Source organism: Acinetobacter sp. KS-LM10, assembly GCF_036896575.1.
GTDB classification, from domain to species: domain Bacteria; phylum Pseudomonadota; class Gammaproteobacteria; order Pseudomonadales; family Moraxellaceae; genus Acinetobacter; species Acinetobacter avistercoris.
In genome coordinates this window covers 1,819,633-1,837,144 of sequence record NZ_CP145906.1, presented here as the reverse complement: position 1 = coordinate 1,837,144, position 17,512 = coordinate 1,819,633, and the positions used below count along the sequence as shown (strand labels likewise).

16 protein-coding genes are annotated in these 17,512 nt (G+C 35.4%); 9 read left to right on the top strand and 7 right to left on the bottom strand.

Features of this window, described 5'->3' with window-relative positions:
* Positions 1 to 68: 68 nt before the first annotated feature.
* The gene (locus V5M36_RS08360; RefSeq protein WP_338557873.1) at positions 69 to 1,364 is read left to right on the top strand and encodes a DcaP family trimeric outer membrane transporter; all 1,296 of its coding nucleotides are present in this window, start codon (positions 69 to 71) and stop codon (positions 1,362 to 1,364) included.
* A 462-nt stretch (positions 1,365 to 1,826) separates the two neighbouring features.
* Here V5M36_RS08360 and V5M36_RS08355 read toward each other — a convergent pair whose 3' ends face one another.
* A complete protein-coding gene (locus tag V5M36_RS08355) occupies positions 1,827 to 2,900 on the bottom strand; it encodes an AraC family transcriptional regulator (protein ID WP_338557871.1) in 1,074 nt (357 codons plus the stop codon).
* Between the two features lie 465 nt (positions 2,901 to 3,365).
* Between V5M36_RS08355 and V5M36_RS08350 the strand changes: the two genes are divergently transcribed.
* From V5M36_RS08350 to V5M36_RS08330, 5 genes are all read left to right on the top strand, one after another.
* Entirely contained in the window at positions 3,366 to 3,686 is a 321-nt protein-coding gene (locus V5M36_RS08350; RefSeq protein ID WP_338557868.1) for a 2Fe-2S iron-sulfur cluster-binding protein, read from the top strand.
* A gap of 42 nt (positions 3,687 to 3,728) precedes the next feature.
* Positions 3,729 to 5,156, top strand: a complete 1,428-nt coding sequence (locus V5M36_RS08345) for a cytochrome P450 (RefSeq protein ID WP_338557866.1) — start codon at positions 3,729 to 3,731, stop codon at positions 5,154 to 5,156.
* A 246-nt stretch (positions 5,157 to 5,402) separates the two neighbouring features.
* Positions 5,403 to 6,623 carry an NAD(P)/FAD-dependent oxidoreductase gene (locus tag V5M36_RS08340; RefSeq protein ID WP_338557864.1) on the top strand — a complete coding sequence of 407 codons (1,221 nt, stop codon included), beginning with the start codon at positions 5,403 to 5,405 and terminating at the stop codon, positions 6,621 to 6,623.
* Between the two features lie 400 nt (positions 6,624 to 7,023).
* Complete coding sequence (locus V5M36_RS08335; protein ID WP_338557862.1) at positions 7,024 to 7,377, top strand: immunity protein Imm33 domain-containing protein; 354 nt, start codon at positions 7,024 to 7,026, stop codon at positions 7,375 to 7,377.
* Between the two features lie 120 nt (positions 7,378 to 7,497).
* On the top strand, positions 7,498 to 7,791 hold the full coding sequence (locus tag V5M36_RS08330) for a hypothetical protein (RefSeq protein WP_338557861.1): 294 nt from the start codon (positions 7,498 to 7,500) through the stop codon (positions 7,789 to 7,791).
* Between the two features lie 269 nt (positions 7,792 to 8,060).
* Here V5M36_RS08330 and V5M36_RS08325 read toward each other — a convergent pair whose 3' ends face one another.
* From V5M36_RS08325 to tusD, 4 genes are all read right to left on the bottom strand, one after another.
* A complete protein-coding gene (locus V5M36_RS08325) occupies positions 8,061 to 8,402 on the bottom strand; it encodes a TusE/DsrC/DsvC family sulfur relay protein (protein ID WP_338557859.1) in 342 nt (113 codons plus the stop codon).
* Positions 8,403 to 8,489: 87 nt separating this feature from the next.
* On the bottom strand, positions 8,490 to 8,822 hold the full coding sequence (locus V5M36_RS08320) for a DsrH/TusB family sulfur metabolism protein (protein WP_338557858.1): 333 nt from the start codon (positions 8,820 to 8,822) through the stop codon (positions 8,490 to 8,492).
* A gap of 6 nt (positions 8,823 to 8,828) precedes the next feature.
* Positions 8,829 to 9,179, bottom strand: coding sequence for a hypothetical protein (locus V5M36_RS08315; RefSeq protein WP_338557857.1), 351 nt, complete (start codon positions 9,177 to 9,179; stop codon positions 8,829 to 8,831).
* A 42-nt stretch (positions 9,180 to 9,221) separates the two neighbouring features.
* Positions 9,222 to 9,590, bottom strand: a complete 369-nt coding sequence (tusD, locus tag V5M36_RS08310) for a sulfurtransferase complex subunit TusD (RefSeq protein ID WP_338564112.1) — start codon at positions 9,588 to 9,590, stop codon at positions 9,222 to 9,224.
* Positions 9,591 to 10,118: 528 nt separating this feature from the next.
* Here tusD and V5M36_RS08305 point away from each other — a divergent pair.
* Positions 10,119 to 11,255: a DNA cytosine methyltransferase gene (locus tag V5M36_RS08305; RefSeq protein ID WP_338557856.1), complete on the top strand. Its 1,137-nt coding sequence runs from the start codon at positions 10,119 to 10,121 to the stop codon at positions 11,253 to 11,255.
* Here V5M36_RS08305 and V5M36_RS08300 read toward each other — a convergent pair.
* Both V5M36_RS08300 and V5M36_RS08295 read right to left on the bottom strand, forming a co-directional pair.
* Positions 11,224 to 13,005 carry an ATP-binding protein gene (locus V5M36_RS08300; RefSeq protein ID WP_338557854.1) on the bottom strand — a complete coding sequence of 594 codons (1,782 nt, stop codon included), beginning with the start codon at positions 13,003 to 13,005 and terminating at the stop codon, positions 11,224 to 11,226. The two genes, V5M36_RS08305 and V5M36_RS08300, sit on opposite strands and share 32 nt — an antisense overlap.
* Before the next feature lie 92 nt (positions 13,006 to 13,097).
* Positions 13,098 to 14,030, bottom strand: a complete 933-nt coding sequence (locus tag V5M36_RS08295) for an IS5 family transposase (protein ID WP_338557852.1) — start codon at positions 14,028 to 14,030, stop codon at positions 13,098 to 13,100.
* A 753-nt stretch (positions 14,031 to 14,783) separates the two neighbouring features.
* On the opposite strand from V5M36_RS08295, the gene V5M36_RS08290 reads away from it, so the two are divergent.
* On the top strand, positions 14,784 to 15,797 hold the full coding sequence (locus tag V5M36_RS08290) for an NAD-dependent epimerase/dehydratase family protein (protein WP_338557850.1): 1,014 nt from the start codon (positions 14,784 to 14,786) through the stop codon (positions 15,795 to 15,797).
* A 199-nt stretch (positions 15,798 to 15,996) separates the two neighbouring features.
* The gene (fumC, locus tag V5M36_RS08285) at positions 15,997 to 17,391 is read left to right on the top strand and encodes a class II fumarate hydratase (RefSeq protein ID WP_338557847.1); all 1,395 of its coding nucleotides are present in this window, start codon (positions 15,997 to 15,999) and stop codon (positions 17,389 to 17,391) included.
* The last annotated feature ends 121 nt before the right edge of the window (positions 17,392 to 17,512 follow it).

Below are 17,512 nucleotides of genomic sequence, written 5' to 3'. Positions count from 1 at the left end.
GTCAAAATGGATTTAATATTATTTTGAAAAAGTCAGGACAGACTTTAATGACATAGGATATGTTAAGAATGAATCATTTCAAAAAAAGTACATTGGTGATTGGATTAAGTTTAGGTATGACGGGGATGGTTCATGCTCAAGCCAATACTGAAGTAGATCAACTTAGAGATGAAGTTAAAGAGTTAAGACAATTGCTAGAACAGTATGCAAAATCTCAACAGCAAATGGAAACTCAAGTTTTAAAGGTTCAAACGAATCAAACTCAGTCTAGTCAACCACAACTAAGCCAAGCTCAGCCGAACAAGTCCAATGGTTTAGGTTTTACAGTTGCAGGCTCGGAAGTGAAATTTTATGGGAATATCCGCTTAGATACACAATATCAAGCAGAAGGTGGCGCAGCAGCTCGTTCATTTAACCAAATAAATACTGTGCCTTTAAGAGGCGTTAATGAACGTAGTGATGAATTAAAATCAACACTTTCAGCAACACGTTTGGGGTTTGATTTTAAGACCCCAGCGCAAGGCAAAGATGTCACAGGAAAGCTTGAACTTGACTTTTTTGGTGGTCCCAATCTCGATAATTTACGTATACGTCATGCCTACGTGAATTATGGTCAATGGTTAATCGGACAAACATGGTCAAACTTTGCTTTACCTGATTATATGCCTGAAACCATTGAACCTTTAGGCTACGTAGGTGGTGCAGTTAAAAGAACGCCGCAAGTACGCTATACACATCGCATAAGTCCAGAAACAAATATAGTCAGTAGCGTCGAGGATCCAAAAGATCCATCGATCAATATGCGTTTACCCGCATTGACTTCACGTTTGAATCATAAGATGAGTGATACGTTGGCACTCAGTGGGCGTGTGATGGCACATGAAAAACGTATCGATCAAGATGAAAAATGGGCATGGGGTGTTGGCTTAGGCGTAAAATATGATGTATTGCCAAATACAACTGTTAAAGCGGATTATTACCATGTTAAAGGCGATAGCAGTTTTGTATCTTGGGCAAATAATGGCGTCGTTGCTCAAAATAATCAAATCGTGGCACAAAATGAATTTGATTCGATTACGATTGGTGTGACACAGCAGTTCAACGATAAACTTCGTGGCACATTAGGCTATGGCTTAATGAAACTTGATAAAGATCAAGATTATATCAATGCTTCAAGTAATCCTACTGCGATTAATAAAGAGCTATGGCAAGCTTGGGCGAATATGTTCTATAGCCCGACTAAACCGATCAGCCTTGGCGTTGAATATGTCTATGGTGAACGTGAAGCATTTGCTGCAGCACCGAATGGTTCTAAAAAAGGTGAAGACAATCGTGTAAATGCTGTTGCGATTTATAATTTTTAATCACAGCGGTTGATTCAATTTTCAACGCAATGATGGGTTTAGATTTTTATTTATATGATTCGAAACGAAGCTTATTCATATAATTTAAACCGAATGACCGAACTTGTCGTCAACATTGAGTGAATGAAACTCAATCATGGAATCAGGTATTCCATGATTGAGACTTGAGAAAGTGTTTATAGAGCATTCAATTCGATTTTATTTAAATGATGTTGAAGGCTATGTAAGCACTTTTTCAATATATTTGAGTGATAAAATACTTTGCTGATGAGTTATTTTGTTTATCTCTGATCACGAGTGATCTACTTTTTAGTCCAGTTAACTTTCTATTCACTATTGCTGTCAATAACTTCCCAAAAAAATGAATATCTAAACATCATATTTAAAAACCTAACTCCAACTACGAGCATAAGTCTTAACAGATCTTCAAAAGCAAATGAATAAAAGTAAAACTAAACCAGATCAACGACCTTTTACCTTTCCTGATAATTGACCATTAGATTGACGATATTCACTCGGTGTCATGTTAAACCAGCGCTTAAAAGCACGTCGAAAGTTTGCGCTATCATGATAGTTTAGAATAGACGCAATCGCTTCAACAGATAATTCTGTTTTACATAAGTAATGCGCTGCTTGGCGCGATTTTATCTCATCGCTTAATTGTCTAAAACTTGTTTGATGTTGAGCAAGTTTACGAGCAAGCGTTCGTTTGTTAATGAAAAGTGCAGCAGCGATCTTTTCTTCATTTAGCTCATTAAATGGCTGACTGAGCATCATTTTTTGGATTTTAAAAACAATATTTTCCTGTGTAGGTGTTAATTCTTGCAGCAAAATCTCACATTGACGCATGGCCAACAGATAGTTTTCATGATTTGAAGATGCATTGGCAATTTCACATACGGATAATGGAATTTCAACCTGAATTTGATCTGCGGAAAAACTAAAAGGGCTCGGTAAATAGTGTTTATAGAGATGTTTATAGTCTGGTTCAGCGTGACTAAAATAAGCACGTGCTTCATGCAGAGGCCGGCCAATAATAAACTCTGCGCATTCATATAACACCACTACACAGACTTCATTCAGCATACGATTGACAGCTGATGAAATAGGGATCGTAAAATCTAATGAACAGATCACGGTATCTGCTGTAAATTCCAGGCTGACATGCGCAAAACTAATACGCGTGGGTAAAAATGTTTTAAACGCATTTAAAGCCATGAGTAGATTGGGACTATTATTGACCAGAAATCCCATGAGTCCATGAGTTGTAGGTGTTAAACGTTTTCCGAGATTTAAATAGAAATCAGGTGTTTTGCTCAAGCTTAAACTATTTTGAAGTATTTGAATTAACTGGCGAGAGCTTAATAAAGTGTCATCCTGCATGAATTGTTCAGCTGAAAGCTGACTAAACTGTAACAAACTCGGGATATCTCTGATATTCAAACCCAATTCGCGGCCAATAATTCTGGCGTAATTTGAAGGAATATTCGCAATTTCAGAATGATCATCCATCATTAATGTCGCTACATCATCCATTTTGTCGTCCTTTATATCCATCTAATATAAATCTTTATTTGTAATGAGTTCATTCTTCGTTCGTTGTTAAAAAATGATGAGATAACTGTTTAATAGACTTCCTTGAAAAGTCATTTTTCACAGCAAACACTCATCATGAGTCATCTCTCATCCTAAATCTCTCACAAATGAAGAAAGTTTTTATATATCAATTCATTGCCACTTAAAGATCATTTTTTGATGAATGAATGCGATCTAAACATTTATGATTTAAAAGGTATCTGTTAAATAATTCACTTTGCATTTACAAACTCAAACTCAAATCTTAATTCTGAGATAATTTTTTTATATTTCCCAAATAATTCATAGATGATTATATATTGTCTTTTTATGACTCCATTATGTCAACAAATAACCTCCTTAAATTTTTATAAAAAGATAGATTAGGGAGTAAGAAAAAAATTAATGTGTGTTATGGAGAACATCATGGGAAAAATCACTTTTATCGAACACGATGGAACAGAACATTTGGTTGATATTGAGTCAGGCAAATCATTAATGCAAATAGCCATTAATCAGGGCATTCCATCAATTGATGCAGATTGTGGTGGTGAGTGTGCATGCGGAACATGTCATGTGATTTTAGAAGACAAATGGATTAATAAAATTGGTAAAGCCCCAGAAAATGAACTTCATATGTTAGATCTTACGCCGGAAAAAACAGAAAACTCAAGACTTGCATGTCAGGTCTACGTTTCAGAAGAGATGGTCGGGATGAAAGTGCAACTACCTGAATATCAGCTATAAATAAAATAAAAATGTGGATTCAATCTAAATGGAGTTTGAAAAATGACACAGTTCGTAAATATAGTGAATAAAGTCAAAACAGATGCAGTCAATAAATTTTCGGCAATTGTTCCAATAGATATGCAGGTTAAGGGCTTCCATTTTTTTAAGAAAGCCAAAAAGCAAATTTTGAATCAAGAGTATTTTCCAGAGATTGTCGAATCACCAATTCCCGATGTCTCTACATTAGAGATACAGGATATTGACCTAAGTAATCCATTTTTATTTAGACAACATCAGTGGAATGCCTATGCAAAACGCTTACGTGATGAAGCGCCTGTACATTATCAAGCTAACAGTCCTTTTGGCCCTTTTTGGTCTATAACACGACATAAAGACATTATATTTGTCGATAAAAACCATGATTTGTTTTCTTCAGAACCCATCATTCTATTGGGCGAAGCTCCGATGGATTTTGAAACGTTCATCGCAATGGATCCTCCGCGTCATGATGTTCATCGCCAAGCGGTACAAGGTGTCGTCGCACCTAAAAACCTGAAAGAAATGGAAGGTTTGATCCGTGAACGTACTGCTGAAGTGCTTGATAGTTTGCCCATTGGTGAGCCATTTGATTGGGTTCATAGCGTTTCAATTGAATTAACTGCGAGAATGTTGGCGACGCTTTTAGACTTTCCGTATGAAGAACGTTTAAAGCTGGTGTACTGGTCCGATTTAATTTCATCGTCTCCTCAAACGACTGGAGGAGCAATGGATTTAGATGAGTCATTTGTCGCTATGGCTGATATGGCAAAGCAATTCGTCAAACTTTGGTACGATAAAGCTGAGCGATTGAAGAGAGGTGACAGTAGTTTTGATCTCATCACTTTAATGCAGACCAGTGACGGAACTCGTGACATTATTAAACGTCCGATGGAATATATGGGGAATCTGGCGCTTCTGATTGTGGGTGGCAATGATACGACACGGAACTCTATGAGTGGAGGTGTTTTAGCATTTCATAACTTCCCTGAACAGTTTGCCAAACTCAAAGAAGATCCAAGTTTAATGTCAAATGCCGTATCTGAAATTATTCGTTGGCAAACACCTTTGGCTTATATGCGCCGTGTGGCCAAGCAAAATGTCATGTTAAATGGCCAATTTATTCGTAAAGGCGATAAGGTGGTGATGTGGTATGCCTCTGGTAATCAAGATGAGAGAGCTCTCGAACAACCAGATCAGTTTTTGATTGATCGTAAAGACGCGCGTAATCATCTTTCGTTTGGCTTTGGTGTGCATCGCTGCATGGGCAATCGTTTGGCAGAATTACAATTGCGAATTCTCTGGGAAGAAATTTTAAAACGCTTTGAGAAGTTGGAAGTGGTAAGCGAACCAGAAATTGTGCAATCTAACTTTGTTCGAGGTTATTCAAAACTCATGGTTAAACTGACGCCTAAAACTGAAAATGCTGCTGCTACTAAAAAGCAGAAATGAAGTGGAACAAAAAAGTAGAAATAGCGACTGAAATAAGTATTCAATAGGCTTATTTCATCAGTCCTTTTATACAACGACTATTTATACAACAAGCGTATAACTTAGCTCATCTTAGCCTTCTCCCACAGGGAGAAGGGACTTTTAGATATCCATTTATTGTAGATCAATGATCTTGATTGAATTGATCAAAACTTTCTAAAAAACGTTTTAATAAAAATGCAGCATGAGATGTAGAGAGAAGAAACAATGCATAAATTATCAGCCGTGATTATTGGTGGAAGTCATGCCGCAGCACAACTGAGTGTGAGTCTGCGTCAAGAAGGATGGAGGGGTGGTATACTCATCATTAGCGATGAGCATTATTTACCGTACCATCGTCCACCTTTGTCTAAGACCTTCTTATCTGGTGATAAAAGCATTGATGACTTGTTGATACGACCAGCTGCATTTTATGAAAAAAATGATATTCAATTTTTAAATGGTCATGTCATCCAAATAGATCGACAACGACAAATATTGAACCTGGCAGATGGAACACAGGTCAATTATGACAAATTGGCATTATGTACAGGAGCACGTGTCAGAAAATTAGCAATAGAAGGGGCTGATCTTAACGGCGTACATTATGTTCGAAATGCGACAGATATCGAGGCAATACAACTAAAGATTAAAAATGTTAAGCATGCCGTAATCATGGGTGGTGGTTATATCGGTTTAGAAACGGCGGCATCTCTAAGAAAACAAGGAATACAGGTTTCTTTAATCGAAGCATCACAGCGAATATTACAACGTGTTACCACACCTGAACTTTCAGCGTTTTATAGCAGAATTCACACTGAAGAAGGGGTTAGTATTTATACCGATCTGAGTGTAGAGCGGATACTGGGTACGACAGATGTGCAAGGAATATTATGTTCAAACGGTATGACTTTGGAAACAGATCTAATTATCGTGGGTATTGGCGTTCAACCCAATGTAGAACTTGCTTTTGAAGCTGGTCTTCATGTTGAGAATGGTGTCGTTGTCGATCCATACTGTCAAACCAATGATACTCATATTGTGGCTGCAGGAGATTGCACAACGTATTTCAATCAACGCTATCAAAGACAGATACGCTTGGAATCTGTTCCGAATGCCAATGAACAAGCAAAAATTGCCGCTGCGACATTATGTGGCGTATCCAAAATTTATAATTCATTACCCTGGTTCTGGTCGGACCAATATGATTTAAAATTACAAATTGCTGGATTAAATCAGGGCTATGATCAGCAGATCATTCGAGGAAATATGCACAATGAGCGTCAGTTTTCTGTTTTTTACTTGAAAGAAGGTGAGCTAATTGCCGCGGATTGTATTAATCGTCCATTAGATTTTATGGTCAGTAAAAAAATCATTCATGAACAATTAAAAATCGATGTAGCTCAACTAGCCGATGAAACATTTGATCTTCGAGAACTTTTAAAATAGAAATTATTATCAAAAATGGCGTGGTCTTCGCTCATGCCTAAATTCAATAGTTCAAACAGATGCTTACTGAATCAATGCTTGAATAAAACTTAAACTGAATTAAATCAATTTAAGATCTGAATTAAACCTTTAAAGGAGAGAATGATATTTACTAAAAATAGCCTAAGCAATATTTAGGTCTTTTTAAACGTCAATATTTAAATATCGTTCGCATATAAAGCTCTTCATTTAAAGTAATTCTTTTATATAGTCATTGAACGAAATTTTATCAAAAATCATCGATAAAATTAAAATCATAAAAATTTGCAATTTAAGATGTGATCTTTCGCCGTAATGATTGTGTATAGAACAGCATACGCATAGAATTATCATTGAATTAATGATCATAGCGGTATCATTCATGTTGAAAGATTTTATTGAAGAGCAGAAATTGGTGTGTGAAGAATTTGATTCTGCATATATTAAAGTCAATGAAGATGATGTAGTGGCTATTGCAAAGCAGACGTTGGATCAAGAGCCTATAGTCGGTTTACGTAAAAAGCCTGAAACTGACGAGAAAATTTGTTGGTTTATTTATGGTGGTGAATTACAAGAGGGTGAAGACTTTTTTGAAACTGTCACAGTCAAAGAGCTGGAAGACATTTTGCCAGAGGCGATTCCATATTTATCACTTGAAACAGGTTTCCGTTTTATGATCGACCGTGATGATTATGAAGATGTATGGAAAGCTGAACCTGATTTATCTCAATTATAATTTTTGAATCATATATTGATGGTGACTTCTAAGCATTTTTTGCTGAGTATCTTGTTAACTCATGGTCTTGGGATTTTACCTTCGATTGTTTTTGCTCAAAACTTAAATATGAATGATTATATGAATGAGTATATGGATGAGTATGAGCAAAAACTCGCGCAATACATTGCAACTGTGAATGAAACAAAGTTAATCCTAGATACAGCAGAATCAACATCCAATATTCAATCGCAAAAATATGCTTTGTGCCAGCGTATAGAAGCTTATCAAGGTATTTTAAAACTTGTTGAGCATTATCCTGAAGCTGAAAATAGTCAGCTCATGAAAATGATTGCTCAAAATTATTTAGATAAACAGTTAGCTGGATTCCAACATTCAGGCATTTCTGAAAAATCATTATGTATTCAAAGTTAAGCTCATTTGGTCTGACTTTGTCTGCTAATGATATGAAGATGGCTGAAAATGATATGTGAATTAATTTTATAATTTGATTGTTAAATATAAATGTAGTGAATTTCCCTGATTCAATACGGATTTTTATATTTTATTCATCAATTCATGCTTGATGAATTCCGAGCCCGCCGTAAGGTGGGCTTTTTAATGTGCATCATAATCAAAATTATTAAAAATATATCTAAATATATAAAAGAATGTATGTATCCAATATTTCCCCAAAATGTAGCTTATAAACAATTGGCTGGTTTAGGTACACCAGCCAAACGGCTTAAATGACGTGCAACCAAGCCGGTATTAAATTTCTCTTGAAGCACTGCATTGTTGATTTCAGCACCGACTGTTTTCATTAAAAATTTAATCAGTGGGCGTGTCGCTGGAGAATGTCCAAACTGAGCATAAAACTGGCGCACGGCTTCTAAAATTTCAAAATGCCAGGGTGTTAGCTCTAAATCTAATGATTGCGCTAAAGTTTGAGCAACTTGATGATTCCAAATCGTGTAGTCGACCAAATGACCATCTTGGTCAAGCGCAAACTCGTCTTGATTATTCACGTTTGTATTAACACTCATTTTTTAGTCATCCAGCTATGATTTGAAATATATCGTTGAAACAGAATCGTCTAAATGTTTTCATTTAAATGAACCATTTTTAGAACGTCATTTTAAACTGATACAACGCTTATATTTTAAGACTAATTCAGAAAATTCGGCATAACTGATGATTTGAATCGAATGTTGAGTCGAATTTTGAATTGAATCCAAGGTTTGCTGAGGTAACAGCTCGGCGTCATTTTCTAAAATAAAAAGAGTGTTTTTAATCTTTAGGGTAGTGCTTAGTAAATTATTGAGTTGTTCTGAACCAATATGTAAAACCGCATCACCCATGAGAATAACAGCATCATCTGGGCTATAGATTTGTGCTAATTGATTTAAAGCGTTTTCAGTATTGGCAAAGTTAGACTGAATTAAATAGAGCGTGTATGAATTCATAGGGTATTACCAATAAAGAACATGGTCAAAAGATTGAATAAGCGTACTGTTTAACTTGATAAACTCAATTTCTTGTTCAGATTCACGTACGAAAGCATGATTTTGATGTTTTGACTCAATTAGAAGTGGTGTTAAGTCATAAAACTCAAAACTATCGACCATATTTGATGCAATTTTAAATGCATGTTTTAGGCGTTCATATTGAAGTTCGGATTTGAGCAGGCTTAGAGCGCCGTCTTGCAATAAGACCTTAACATTACAGCCAAAAGTTGCTAAAACCATGGTCGCAGATAAGCTTTCATGCACTTGTAAAGTGTTGAGATTGGCTTGGGTTAATATAACGAGGACAGATTTCAAACTATTTACCTTTTAATCGCAATAGTTAAATAAAATAAAAACTTAAAATTGAATGAGGCGTTCACTAGACTGGACAGCATCTGCAAGCTCTCCCAAACCCACTAACTCAAAGCCTGCTGCTAAGTTGTGTGTTTTGATGTGATGGCGCTGTGCATTTTCTGCATCTGTGATGCCTCTTGCAAGCGCAGCGCTGACACATACAGGTAGTCGAATATTTAACTGTTGCCATTCTAAACTTAAGTTTCTTTGATCATCAGGAACCCATTGCAAATTATTTGCTACACAAACGCCATCCTGATAGAAAAAAACTCGGAAATCTTGATTTTTAGCTTTCAATGCTTGTGCAAGACCCAGTGCATGCCATGCATGAATCGAACTTGGAGCGGAGGTAATTAACAATAGAGTAGGCATTGCAATATCACTTTTAGAATCTGCAGAAACTGAATGCAGCATTCAGACTTCATAATAACGGGTAGTATACAATGATTTTATGTGGTGTTTGGAGGAAGATGGTTTCATATATTAAACTTCTTTCAAAACTCTTTATTCACTCCACACACTCATAGTGAGTATTCCCTCATCCTAACCTTCTTCTAAAGGAACAAGAGATTTTTACAAATCAATTTGTTACTAATTAATGATTATTTCTTGACTTATGAAAGAGATCTAATGAACTTAATTTAAAATAAATATTTTAAAACAATTGTTTATGAGGTTTTGAGAGTACTAAATTAAAAGTAACTTTTATTTTATTATTGATAATATAAAATCTATCATATTGATTGTTATGATATTATTCTTTTATTTATTTCGAATAAATTTTAGAGTGCTTTTATATTAATTAATAATCTGTAGATTAAATATACATTTAATATTCTTACGATCGTAAATTTTAATAAATAAATGTATGATGCTCATCATTGGAAGGAATGATAAGCTATGGAACTAAAAATTATTGATCTCTTTGCAGGCGTTGGTGGATTAAGTTTAGGTGCTGCGCGAGCAGGATTTAATGTGATTGGAGCTGTAGAGTTAGACGATCAGGCAATTGCCTCTCATATGAAAAACTTCCCATATACATTTCACCTTCAAAAGAATATACGCGATTTAACTGGTAAGGAGCTTCTGGATGAATTAAATATATCTAAAGATGAGTTAAGTGGAGTTGTTGGTGGTCCTCCTTGCCAAGGATTTAGTACGATGGGTAAGAGAGATTTAGAAGATCCTAGAAATAATCTTTTTAATGATTTTTTTCGCTTAGTTAGCGAATTAGAACCTGATTTTTTTGTAGCTGAAAATGTTACTGGTATATTAAACGATAAATATAAAGATATTAGGAAAGCTGCACTTTCTCATGTTGAAGAAAAATATGATTTGTTAAATCCAATAAAAATTAAAGCCTCTGATTTTGGTGCTCCTACAATTCGTACTAGAATATTTTTTATTGGTTTTCATAAAAATAAAAGTAAATTTAAAAAGCCTTTAAATGAATGTGATTTTTATAAGCAAGCTTTAAAGTCAATAACTGTTGAGCAAGCATTGAAAGGGTTACCACAAAAAATTGAACCGACTTGGTTAAATGAAGTAGATTCATGGCAACCTATTAATAAAAAAGATTTTGGAAAAGAAATATTTTTTGAAAAATTGATAGGTGATATTCCATTAAATATAGGTGACAAAGAGAGTATAAAAAAATATCGTGAATTGAATTTGGTGTCTGGATGCCATGGGACAAGACATTCATTTGAAGTAGAAAAAAGATATGAGAGGTTGAACTTTGGTGAACAAGATAAAATTTCAAAATCTGTTAGGTTGAAGCCAGATGGGTATTGCCCAACCTTAAGGGCAGGAACAGGAAGTGATAAAGGCAGTTATCAAGCAGTACGACCCATTCACTATTTAGAGCCAAGGGTGATTACGCCTAGGGAAGCAGCAAGATTACAAGGCTTCCCAGATTGGTTTATTTTCCATGAAACAAAATGGCATAGTTTTCGACAAATAGGGAATAGTGTGAGCCCTATTGTCGCTGAAAAAGTTCTGCAAGTTATTTTTGAGAAATGTTATAGCAAGCAGTAAGAAACGGCAATATGGCATACCAAAATGATAAAATAGATCTTTTGTCCCAAATTAAATCATCCGAATGAATAGTAATTTGTAAATTTTGAATTGCTAGAAAAGACTTTTCAAATTTCTGTTCATTACATAAGGCGTGTAAAGTAGAAATTCTTCTACTATCAAGTTTCAGATGATTCTTTTCTTCCATCTTATTAAGACAACGCGTGACAGTTTGAGCTAATGAAGGCTTCTTTAACTTTATATCTACACTAAATTTCTTACTATAGTGTTGACAACTCAATTCAATAAATGCCCTCATTAACATTAGAGTTGCAATCGGTAAAGCAGAAATTCTAATTTTTATAAGTTCAGCTAAAAGACTTCTTAGCTTAACCTCTTCATCAGGGATGAAAAAAGGAATTTTCGCTTTTTTATTTTCGAATAAATACTCATAATCAGTTATGTGAGTTGGGGCAGTATAATTAGGATCATATTCATAAAAATCATCTGAGACTTTACCAGCTTCGAATGAATTATCTTCTGTTTCTGATTGATCTTGCTGCTGTTGATCTTGCTGCTGTTGATCTTGCTGTTGTTGATCTTGCTGCTGTTGATCTTGCTGCTGTTGATCTTGCTGCTGTTGATCTTGCTGTTGTTGATCTTGCTTATAATCGCCAAAAAGATCTTCGCTCAAAGGATTTTCTTCAGTTATAGGTCTATAGCCTTTTTTTAATACCTTATAAGTGTGCGATTTCCATAAATTAAAAAAACTCGTCATGGTCTCTAAAATTTTTTTATAAACTTCATTATTTAAATCGATATCAGTTTTACTTGTATTCCAAGGTAAGATACCTGCATTGCCAATAAAAAAAACTCTACCAATAAAACCAGTATGTTGTGAATGTACTTTTGAGGCCCACCCAGTATCTGATGTCTTATCAAATAATTTGACAGCTCGGTCATTACAGTACACAAACCATCCAGACTCATTTAAGGTGGCATTTTTTTCTTTATTATAACTTTTTTCATAAGTAAAAAAGTGTTGAGAACTTTGCCCAGCTTCAATAATTATTCTGATATTTTTATGTGTAAAATCTTCTTTAAGTTTTTTAAAATCACTAGTTATTCTTATAGATGTATTAACTTTATCTATAGGCTTTTCATTTACGTTAATGATAAGATTTTTGTTAATAAATTCAGAATATCTTAAAGCAATTTCATTTTTTAAATCATCTAACCATTCGTTATTTGCAAAGCAAATATTTACATCATCATTTAACTTTTTTATTTCAATGAATGTACCTGTTTGCTTACTTATCTTCTCAACGGCTATCGGAAGAGACCAATTATCATTATCTTTTAGAAAGCTTGAGACATCCAATTTAAGAGAAGATCTTTCAAGAGTAGTTTCTGTTACAATATTTATCTCTCTTCCTAATTTAAAAATCGCTCGATTTAATCCAATTCCATAATAACCAATACTTGTAGAGTGATGAATAGTTTTAGTACCGAATCTCAAAGTATCAGTTTTTAATAATTCACGCTGAATTCCTTTTCCACTATCAAGAATGGAAAATAGGTTTTTCTTTATATTCAGATTGATAGTATAGTTTTTATAATCAGAAATAATTATATCAGTGTGAAGTGGATATGCATCAATTGAATTATCAATTAAATCAAAGATACATTCTTCAATTGTTACATCTTTTGTTATGCCATTAACTAGGTAATCTTTGGCAGGTCGTGTATCAGCTAAATTTTTTTCAATCATTGTATTTCCATATTTTAAATAAAATTTTATATATCTTTATGGCTTTGTTGCATAAAGATTTTAAAGACTGATCTTTCCTAAGCTGCACAAATTTAAGTGACAACTTGGGTGTGAGGGCGACCTAATTCTGTAAATTTATTTAACACGGCTATACGTGCATGGATTTCATTGACTTGGCTTTGAAAGTTTCTCGAACTGAGTTTATCGCCCAATAATTTGATGCAATGCATCTTAGTTTCGACCAAACTACGTCGATGATAACCAGACCACTTTTTCCACAGCGCTCTTCCTAGACGTTTGACTGTTTTCAATAATTCATTTCTCTCTAAAGATCCCAATTGCTTATCTTTCCATGGCCTTGCATTTTTTCTTGGAGGAATTACGGCATGTGCATGACGATCTGAAATCACTTGTCTACACAATTTCGTGTCATATGCTCCATCGGTATAGACAGAATCAATGCGTTCATCAGATGGGATTTGATTCAGCAGATCATCTAAGACTTGTGAGTCACTGACATTATTTGTTGTGAGCTGTACAGCTCGTATTTGTAAGGTTTTAGCATCTATACCAATGTGCAGTTTACGCCATTGCCGACGATATTCAGGCTGATGTTTCTTGCGTTTCCATTCACCTTCGCCTAAAAACTTAAAGCCAGTTGAGTCTACCAATAGATGTAGTCCTTCATGACTTTTTTGATAGCTGATCGCAATATCAATCTGCTTTTGTCGTCTGCAAAGTGTGGAATAATCCGGTGCTGTCCAACTTAACCCACTAAGTTGAATAAGGCTTTGCACAAAGCCTGTGACCATACGCAAAGAAAGGCGAAAGATAGATTTGATCATCAAACAGCACTGAATCGCTGTATCAGAATAGGTTTGATTTCTTCCATGCTTAGCTTGTGGCTGAGCATACCATTGAGTCTGAGGATCGAACCAAATTGAAATATTTCCTCGCTTGATTAGAGCTTGGTTATAAGAGGGCCAATTCGTTGTGCGATAGATTTTGGATGCAGGCTTCTTCATTTGGAAATTATATTGCTAAAGAAGCCTTTAGGAATAGCTTTGTGCAACAAAGCCTATCTTTATATAAATCAACTGCGTTATCTATTAAATCAAATCGCTTTAGAATTTCATAAATCTTTCATACCTTTTAGAAGTATTAAATTCTAGATAATTGCCATATATTTCAATAAATAATTTCTTAAATAGTGGTTGTTATTGAACTTAAAAGGAACAATTATTAAATCCCAATTTTAAACGGCGTAACTAAAAAGTTAGGTTTTACACATATTTTTCTTGAGTGCTCAAGTCAAAGACATAGCTTAATCTATAATTTCACATCCATTAATATTTTATCCAGACTAAGTGTATTTTGGAAGTCACTCAAAAATTAACTATCAACTTTAAAGCCTTCTTCACAGGTCCGTTCACCTCCTTACATCAAAGATTCGAATGGAATTAGGTGATTAGCTATAGGTAGTAGGTCTGAAATCTTATTATCGAGGTCAGCACCAATTTTTGTTAAAAGCTTTTTAGGCTAACTCACACTAAAATTGATGTTTTTGTCGTAAATGAAATACAGTTAATAACTATAACTGCAACACATAAAATATTCTTAACATTTAACATGAAGTTATAATGACCTTGCAGATTAACCGACTCAAGAGAAATTTTGAGTCGGTTTTTGCTTATATTGTCTGTGGTTAAGTTATTCCATACATATCAAGTACATCCATTAAATATAAGCTGCTGATTACTATAAGGAGTATCTAAACAATGATTTTAGTGACTGGTGGATTAGGCTTTATAGGCTCACATGTCGTTTTAAGCTTGTTGGCTCATGGTCAAGAAGTGGTCATTGTGGATAATTTAGTCAATTCCAGCTTACAAACTTTAGAGCGCCTTGAGTACATTTCAGGAATGTATGTGCCTTTTGTAAAACTTGATGTACGTAATACACCTGCATTAAATAAAGTGTTTGAGCAATACTCTATTGATGCAGTTATTCATACAGCCGGTTTTAAGTCGATAGAAGAATCAAAGCTTAAGCCACTCGAATACTATAATGATAATGTGAGTTGCATCATGAGTCTGATGCGCGCTATGCAACGTACAGGCGTACGCAATTTGGTTCATTTTTCAAGTTTAGCGGTTTACGGGACATCCAGTTTAGATCTACACGAAGAGTTGCCTTTTAATTTTGCCAATCCAAACCCTTATATAAAATCGCAACAGATGATTGAAGAAATCATTCGAGATACTGTAAAGACAGATAATGATTGGAATATTGCCATTTTAAGAATAAGTAATGTGGTTGGTGCATTTGAACATGGGGTTTTAGGTGAGTTTATACAGCCATTACCTAAGAATATTGTACCTCTTGCACTTCAAGTTGCTGCGATGCAACGCGATGTGATCGAACTACAACAAAACGCGGATACGGCTGATCAAACTGTAGAACGAAGTTTTGTACACGTCATTGATGTCTGTGAGGCCGTGCATGCCAGTTTATATTGGCTTCAACAGCATTCTGGTATCTGTGAAAGCTTTGATATCTCAGGAGAGCCGCTGTCCATTTTAAGTTTGATCAAAGAAATTGAAAAAGTGACTCAGTCAAAAATTAAAACCATAAACGCCGTGTATGCATTTGAAGAATTAGATCAAGTGGGTTCATCGAGTCAAAAAGCATTGCAAATATTAAATTGGAAAGCCAAGCGATCGATTGAACAGATGATTCAAGACGAGTGGCGTTTCTATAAAAATTCTTTAATTAAATCACCTCAGGGTTGAATGTTAAGATTCAAAGAGTTGAAAAATATTTTGTATAGAGAATATACGATAAGATGTCAGAGTAGTTATGCGATAAATCCTTATCACATATGAATATTTGCAAATGAGAATTATTTACATTTATGATTATTTTGATTAGTATGGATAAAAGTTTAGCGTTAAAGCTGACTTAAAAAATGAAATGGATGAGAGGTGAAGAATGCAAACACGTATTGAACATGACACGATGGGCGATGTAGAAGTACCCAGCGAAGCAATGTGGGGCGCTCAAACACAGCGTAGTTTGCAAAACTTTAAAATTGGTGGAGAGCGTTTACCGCGCGCAATGATTCGGGGTATGGGCTTAGTTAAAAAATCAGCGGCAATCACCAATGCTGCACTGAATCAAATTCCGCAAGAGTTGTCGCAATATATTGTTGGTGCAGCAGAAGAAGTTATTGCAGGACAATGGGACGATCAATTTCCACTAGTGGTTTGGCAAACAGGTTCAGGCACTCAAAGCAATATGAACTGCAATGAAGTGATTGCGAATATTGCCAACCAAAAACTTGGAAATCCTTTAGGGGCACAAAAGCCTGTGCATCCGAATGATCATGTGAACCGTGCACAATCGACCAATGATTCATTTCCAACCGCAATTCATGTGGCGGCAAGCTTGCAGATCAATGAGTTATTAATTCCTGCGGTAACACAGCTCAGAAATACCTTAGATGCCAAAGCGCAAGAATTTTCAAGTATTGTTAAAATTGGTCGTACACATTTACAGGATGCAACGCCTTTAACTTTGGGCCAAGAGTTCAGTGGTTATGTCTCACAGCTTGATCATGGTTTAAAACGTCTGCAATACGCTTTAGAAGGCTTATATGAGCTTCCTTTGGGCGGAACGGCTGTAGGTACAGGTTTAAACGCACATCCTGACTATGCGGTCCAAGCTGCTGAACAATTGGCAACGTTAACAGGTCTGCCTTTTGTCACTGCTCCGAATAAATTCGAAGCACTCGCAGGGCGTGATGCAGCGGTATTTGCGTCAGGAGCATTAAAGACATTAGCTGCAAGTTTAAATAAGATCGCCAATGATATTCGCTGGTTGGCCAGTGGTCCACGTTGTGGTTTCGGAGAGATCCGTATTCCTGAAAATGAACCTGGTTCAAGTATTATGCCCGGTAAAGTCAATCCGACTCAAAGTGAAGCAATGACGATGGTGGTCGCTCAAGTATTGGGTAATGACACCACGATTAATGTTGCAGGCGCCTCTGGCAACTTTGAACTGAATGTGTTTATGCCGGTGATTGCTTATAACCTCTTGCAATCTATTCAATTGTTAGGCGATGCATGTAATAGTTTTAATGATCATTGCGCCGTGGGTATTGAGCCAAATCGAGAGAAGATTGATTATTTCCTCCATAACTCATTAATGTTGGTGACTGCGCTTAATCCTGTTATTGGATATGAAAATGCGGCCAAAGTGGCTAAAACTGCTTATAAAGAAGGCAAAACGTTGAAGCAGGTGGCTGTTGAGTTGAATTTAGTTACAGCTGAGCAGTTCGACGCCGTGGTGATTCCTGAGAATATGGTTTCAGCCAACGCGAAGTAGTCAATTCATTATTTTCAAATTTAAAATCGATGGATGCTTGGCTAAGTATTCATCGATCAATCATCAGCGGTTTTTATCTTCTGCATAAGTGCGTACAATATACAAAGAAATTAATTTGCTG

What these genes read in the sequence shown, in the direction of transcription:
- V5M36_RS08360 (WP_338557873.1), top strand. Translation starts at nt 69, where the DNA reads ATGAATCATTTCAAAAAAAGTACATTGGTGATTGGATTAAGTTTAGGT.
- V5M36_RS08355 (WP_338557871.1), bottom strand. Translation starts at nt 2,900, where the DNA reads ATGGATGATGTAGCGACATTAATGATGGATGATCATTCTGAAATTGCG.
- V5M36_RS08350 (WP_338557868.1), top strand. Translation starts at nt 3,366, where the DNA reads ATGGGAAAAATCACTTTTATCGAACACGATGGAACAGAACATTTGGTT.
- V5M36_RS08345 (WP_338557866.1), top strand. Translation starts at nt 3,729, where the DNA reads ATGACACAGTTCGTAAATATAGTGAATAAAGTCAAAACAGATGCAGTC.
- V5M36_RS08340 (WP_338557864.1), top strand. Translation starts at nt 5,403, where the DNA reads ATGCATAAATTATCAGCCGTGATTATTGGTGGAAGTCATGCCGCAGCA.
- V5M36_RS08335 (WP_338557862.1), top strand. Translation starts at nt 7,024, where the DNA reads ATGTTGAAAGATTTTATTGAAGAGCAGAAATTGGTGTGTGAAGAATTT.
- V5M36_RS08330 (WP_338557861.1), top strand. Translation starts at nt 7,498, where the DNA reads ATGAATGAGTATATGGATGAGTATGAGCAAAAACTCGCGCAATACATT.
- V5M36_RS08325 (WP_338557859.1), bottom strand. Translation starts at nt 8,402, where the DNA reads ATGAGTGTTAATACAAACGTGAATAATCAAGACGAGTTTGCGCTTGAC.
- V5M36_RS08320 (WP_338557858.1), bottom strand. Translation starts at nt 8,822, where the DNA reads ATGAATTCATACACGCTCTATTTAATTCAGTCTAACTTTGCCAATACT.
- tusD (WP_338564112.1), bottom strand. Translation starts at nt 9,590, where the DNA reads ATGCCTACTCTATTGTTAATTACCTCCGCTCCAAGTTCGATTCATGCA.
- V5M36_RS08305 (WP_338557856.1), top strand. Translation starts at nt 10,119, where the DNA reads ATGGAACTAAAAATTATTGATCTCTTTGCAGGCGTTGGTGGATTAAGT.
- V5M36_RS08300 (WP_338557854.1), bottom strand. Translation starts at nt 13,005, where the DNA reads ATGATTGAAAAAAATTTAGCTGATACACGACCTGCCAAAGATTACCTA.
- V5M36_RS08295 (WP_338557852.1), bottom strand. Translation starts at nt 14,030, where the DNA reads ATGAAGAAGCCTGCATCCAAAATCTATCGCACAACGAATTGGCCCTCT.
- V5M36_RS08290 (WP_338557850.1), top strand. Translation starts at nt 14,784, where the DNA reads ATGATTTTAGTGACTGGTGGATTAGGCTTTATAGGCTCACATGTCGTT.
- fumC (WP_338557847.1), top strand. Translation starts at nt 15,997, where the DNA reads ATGCAAACACGTATTGAACATGACACGATGGGCGATGTAGAAGTACCC.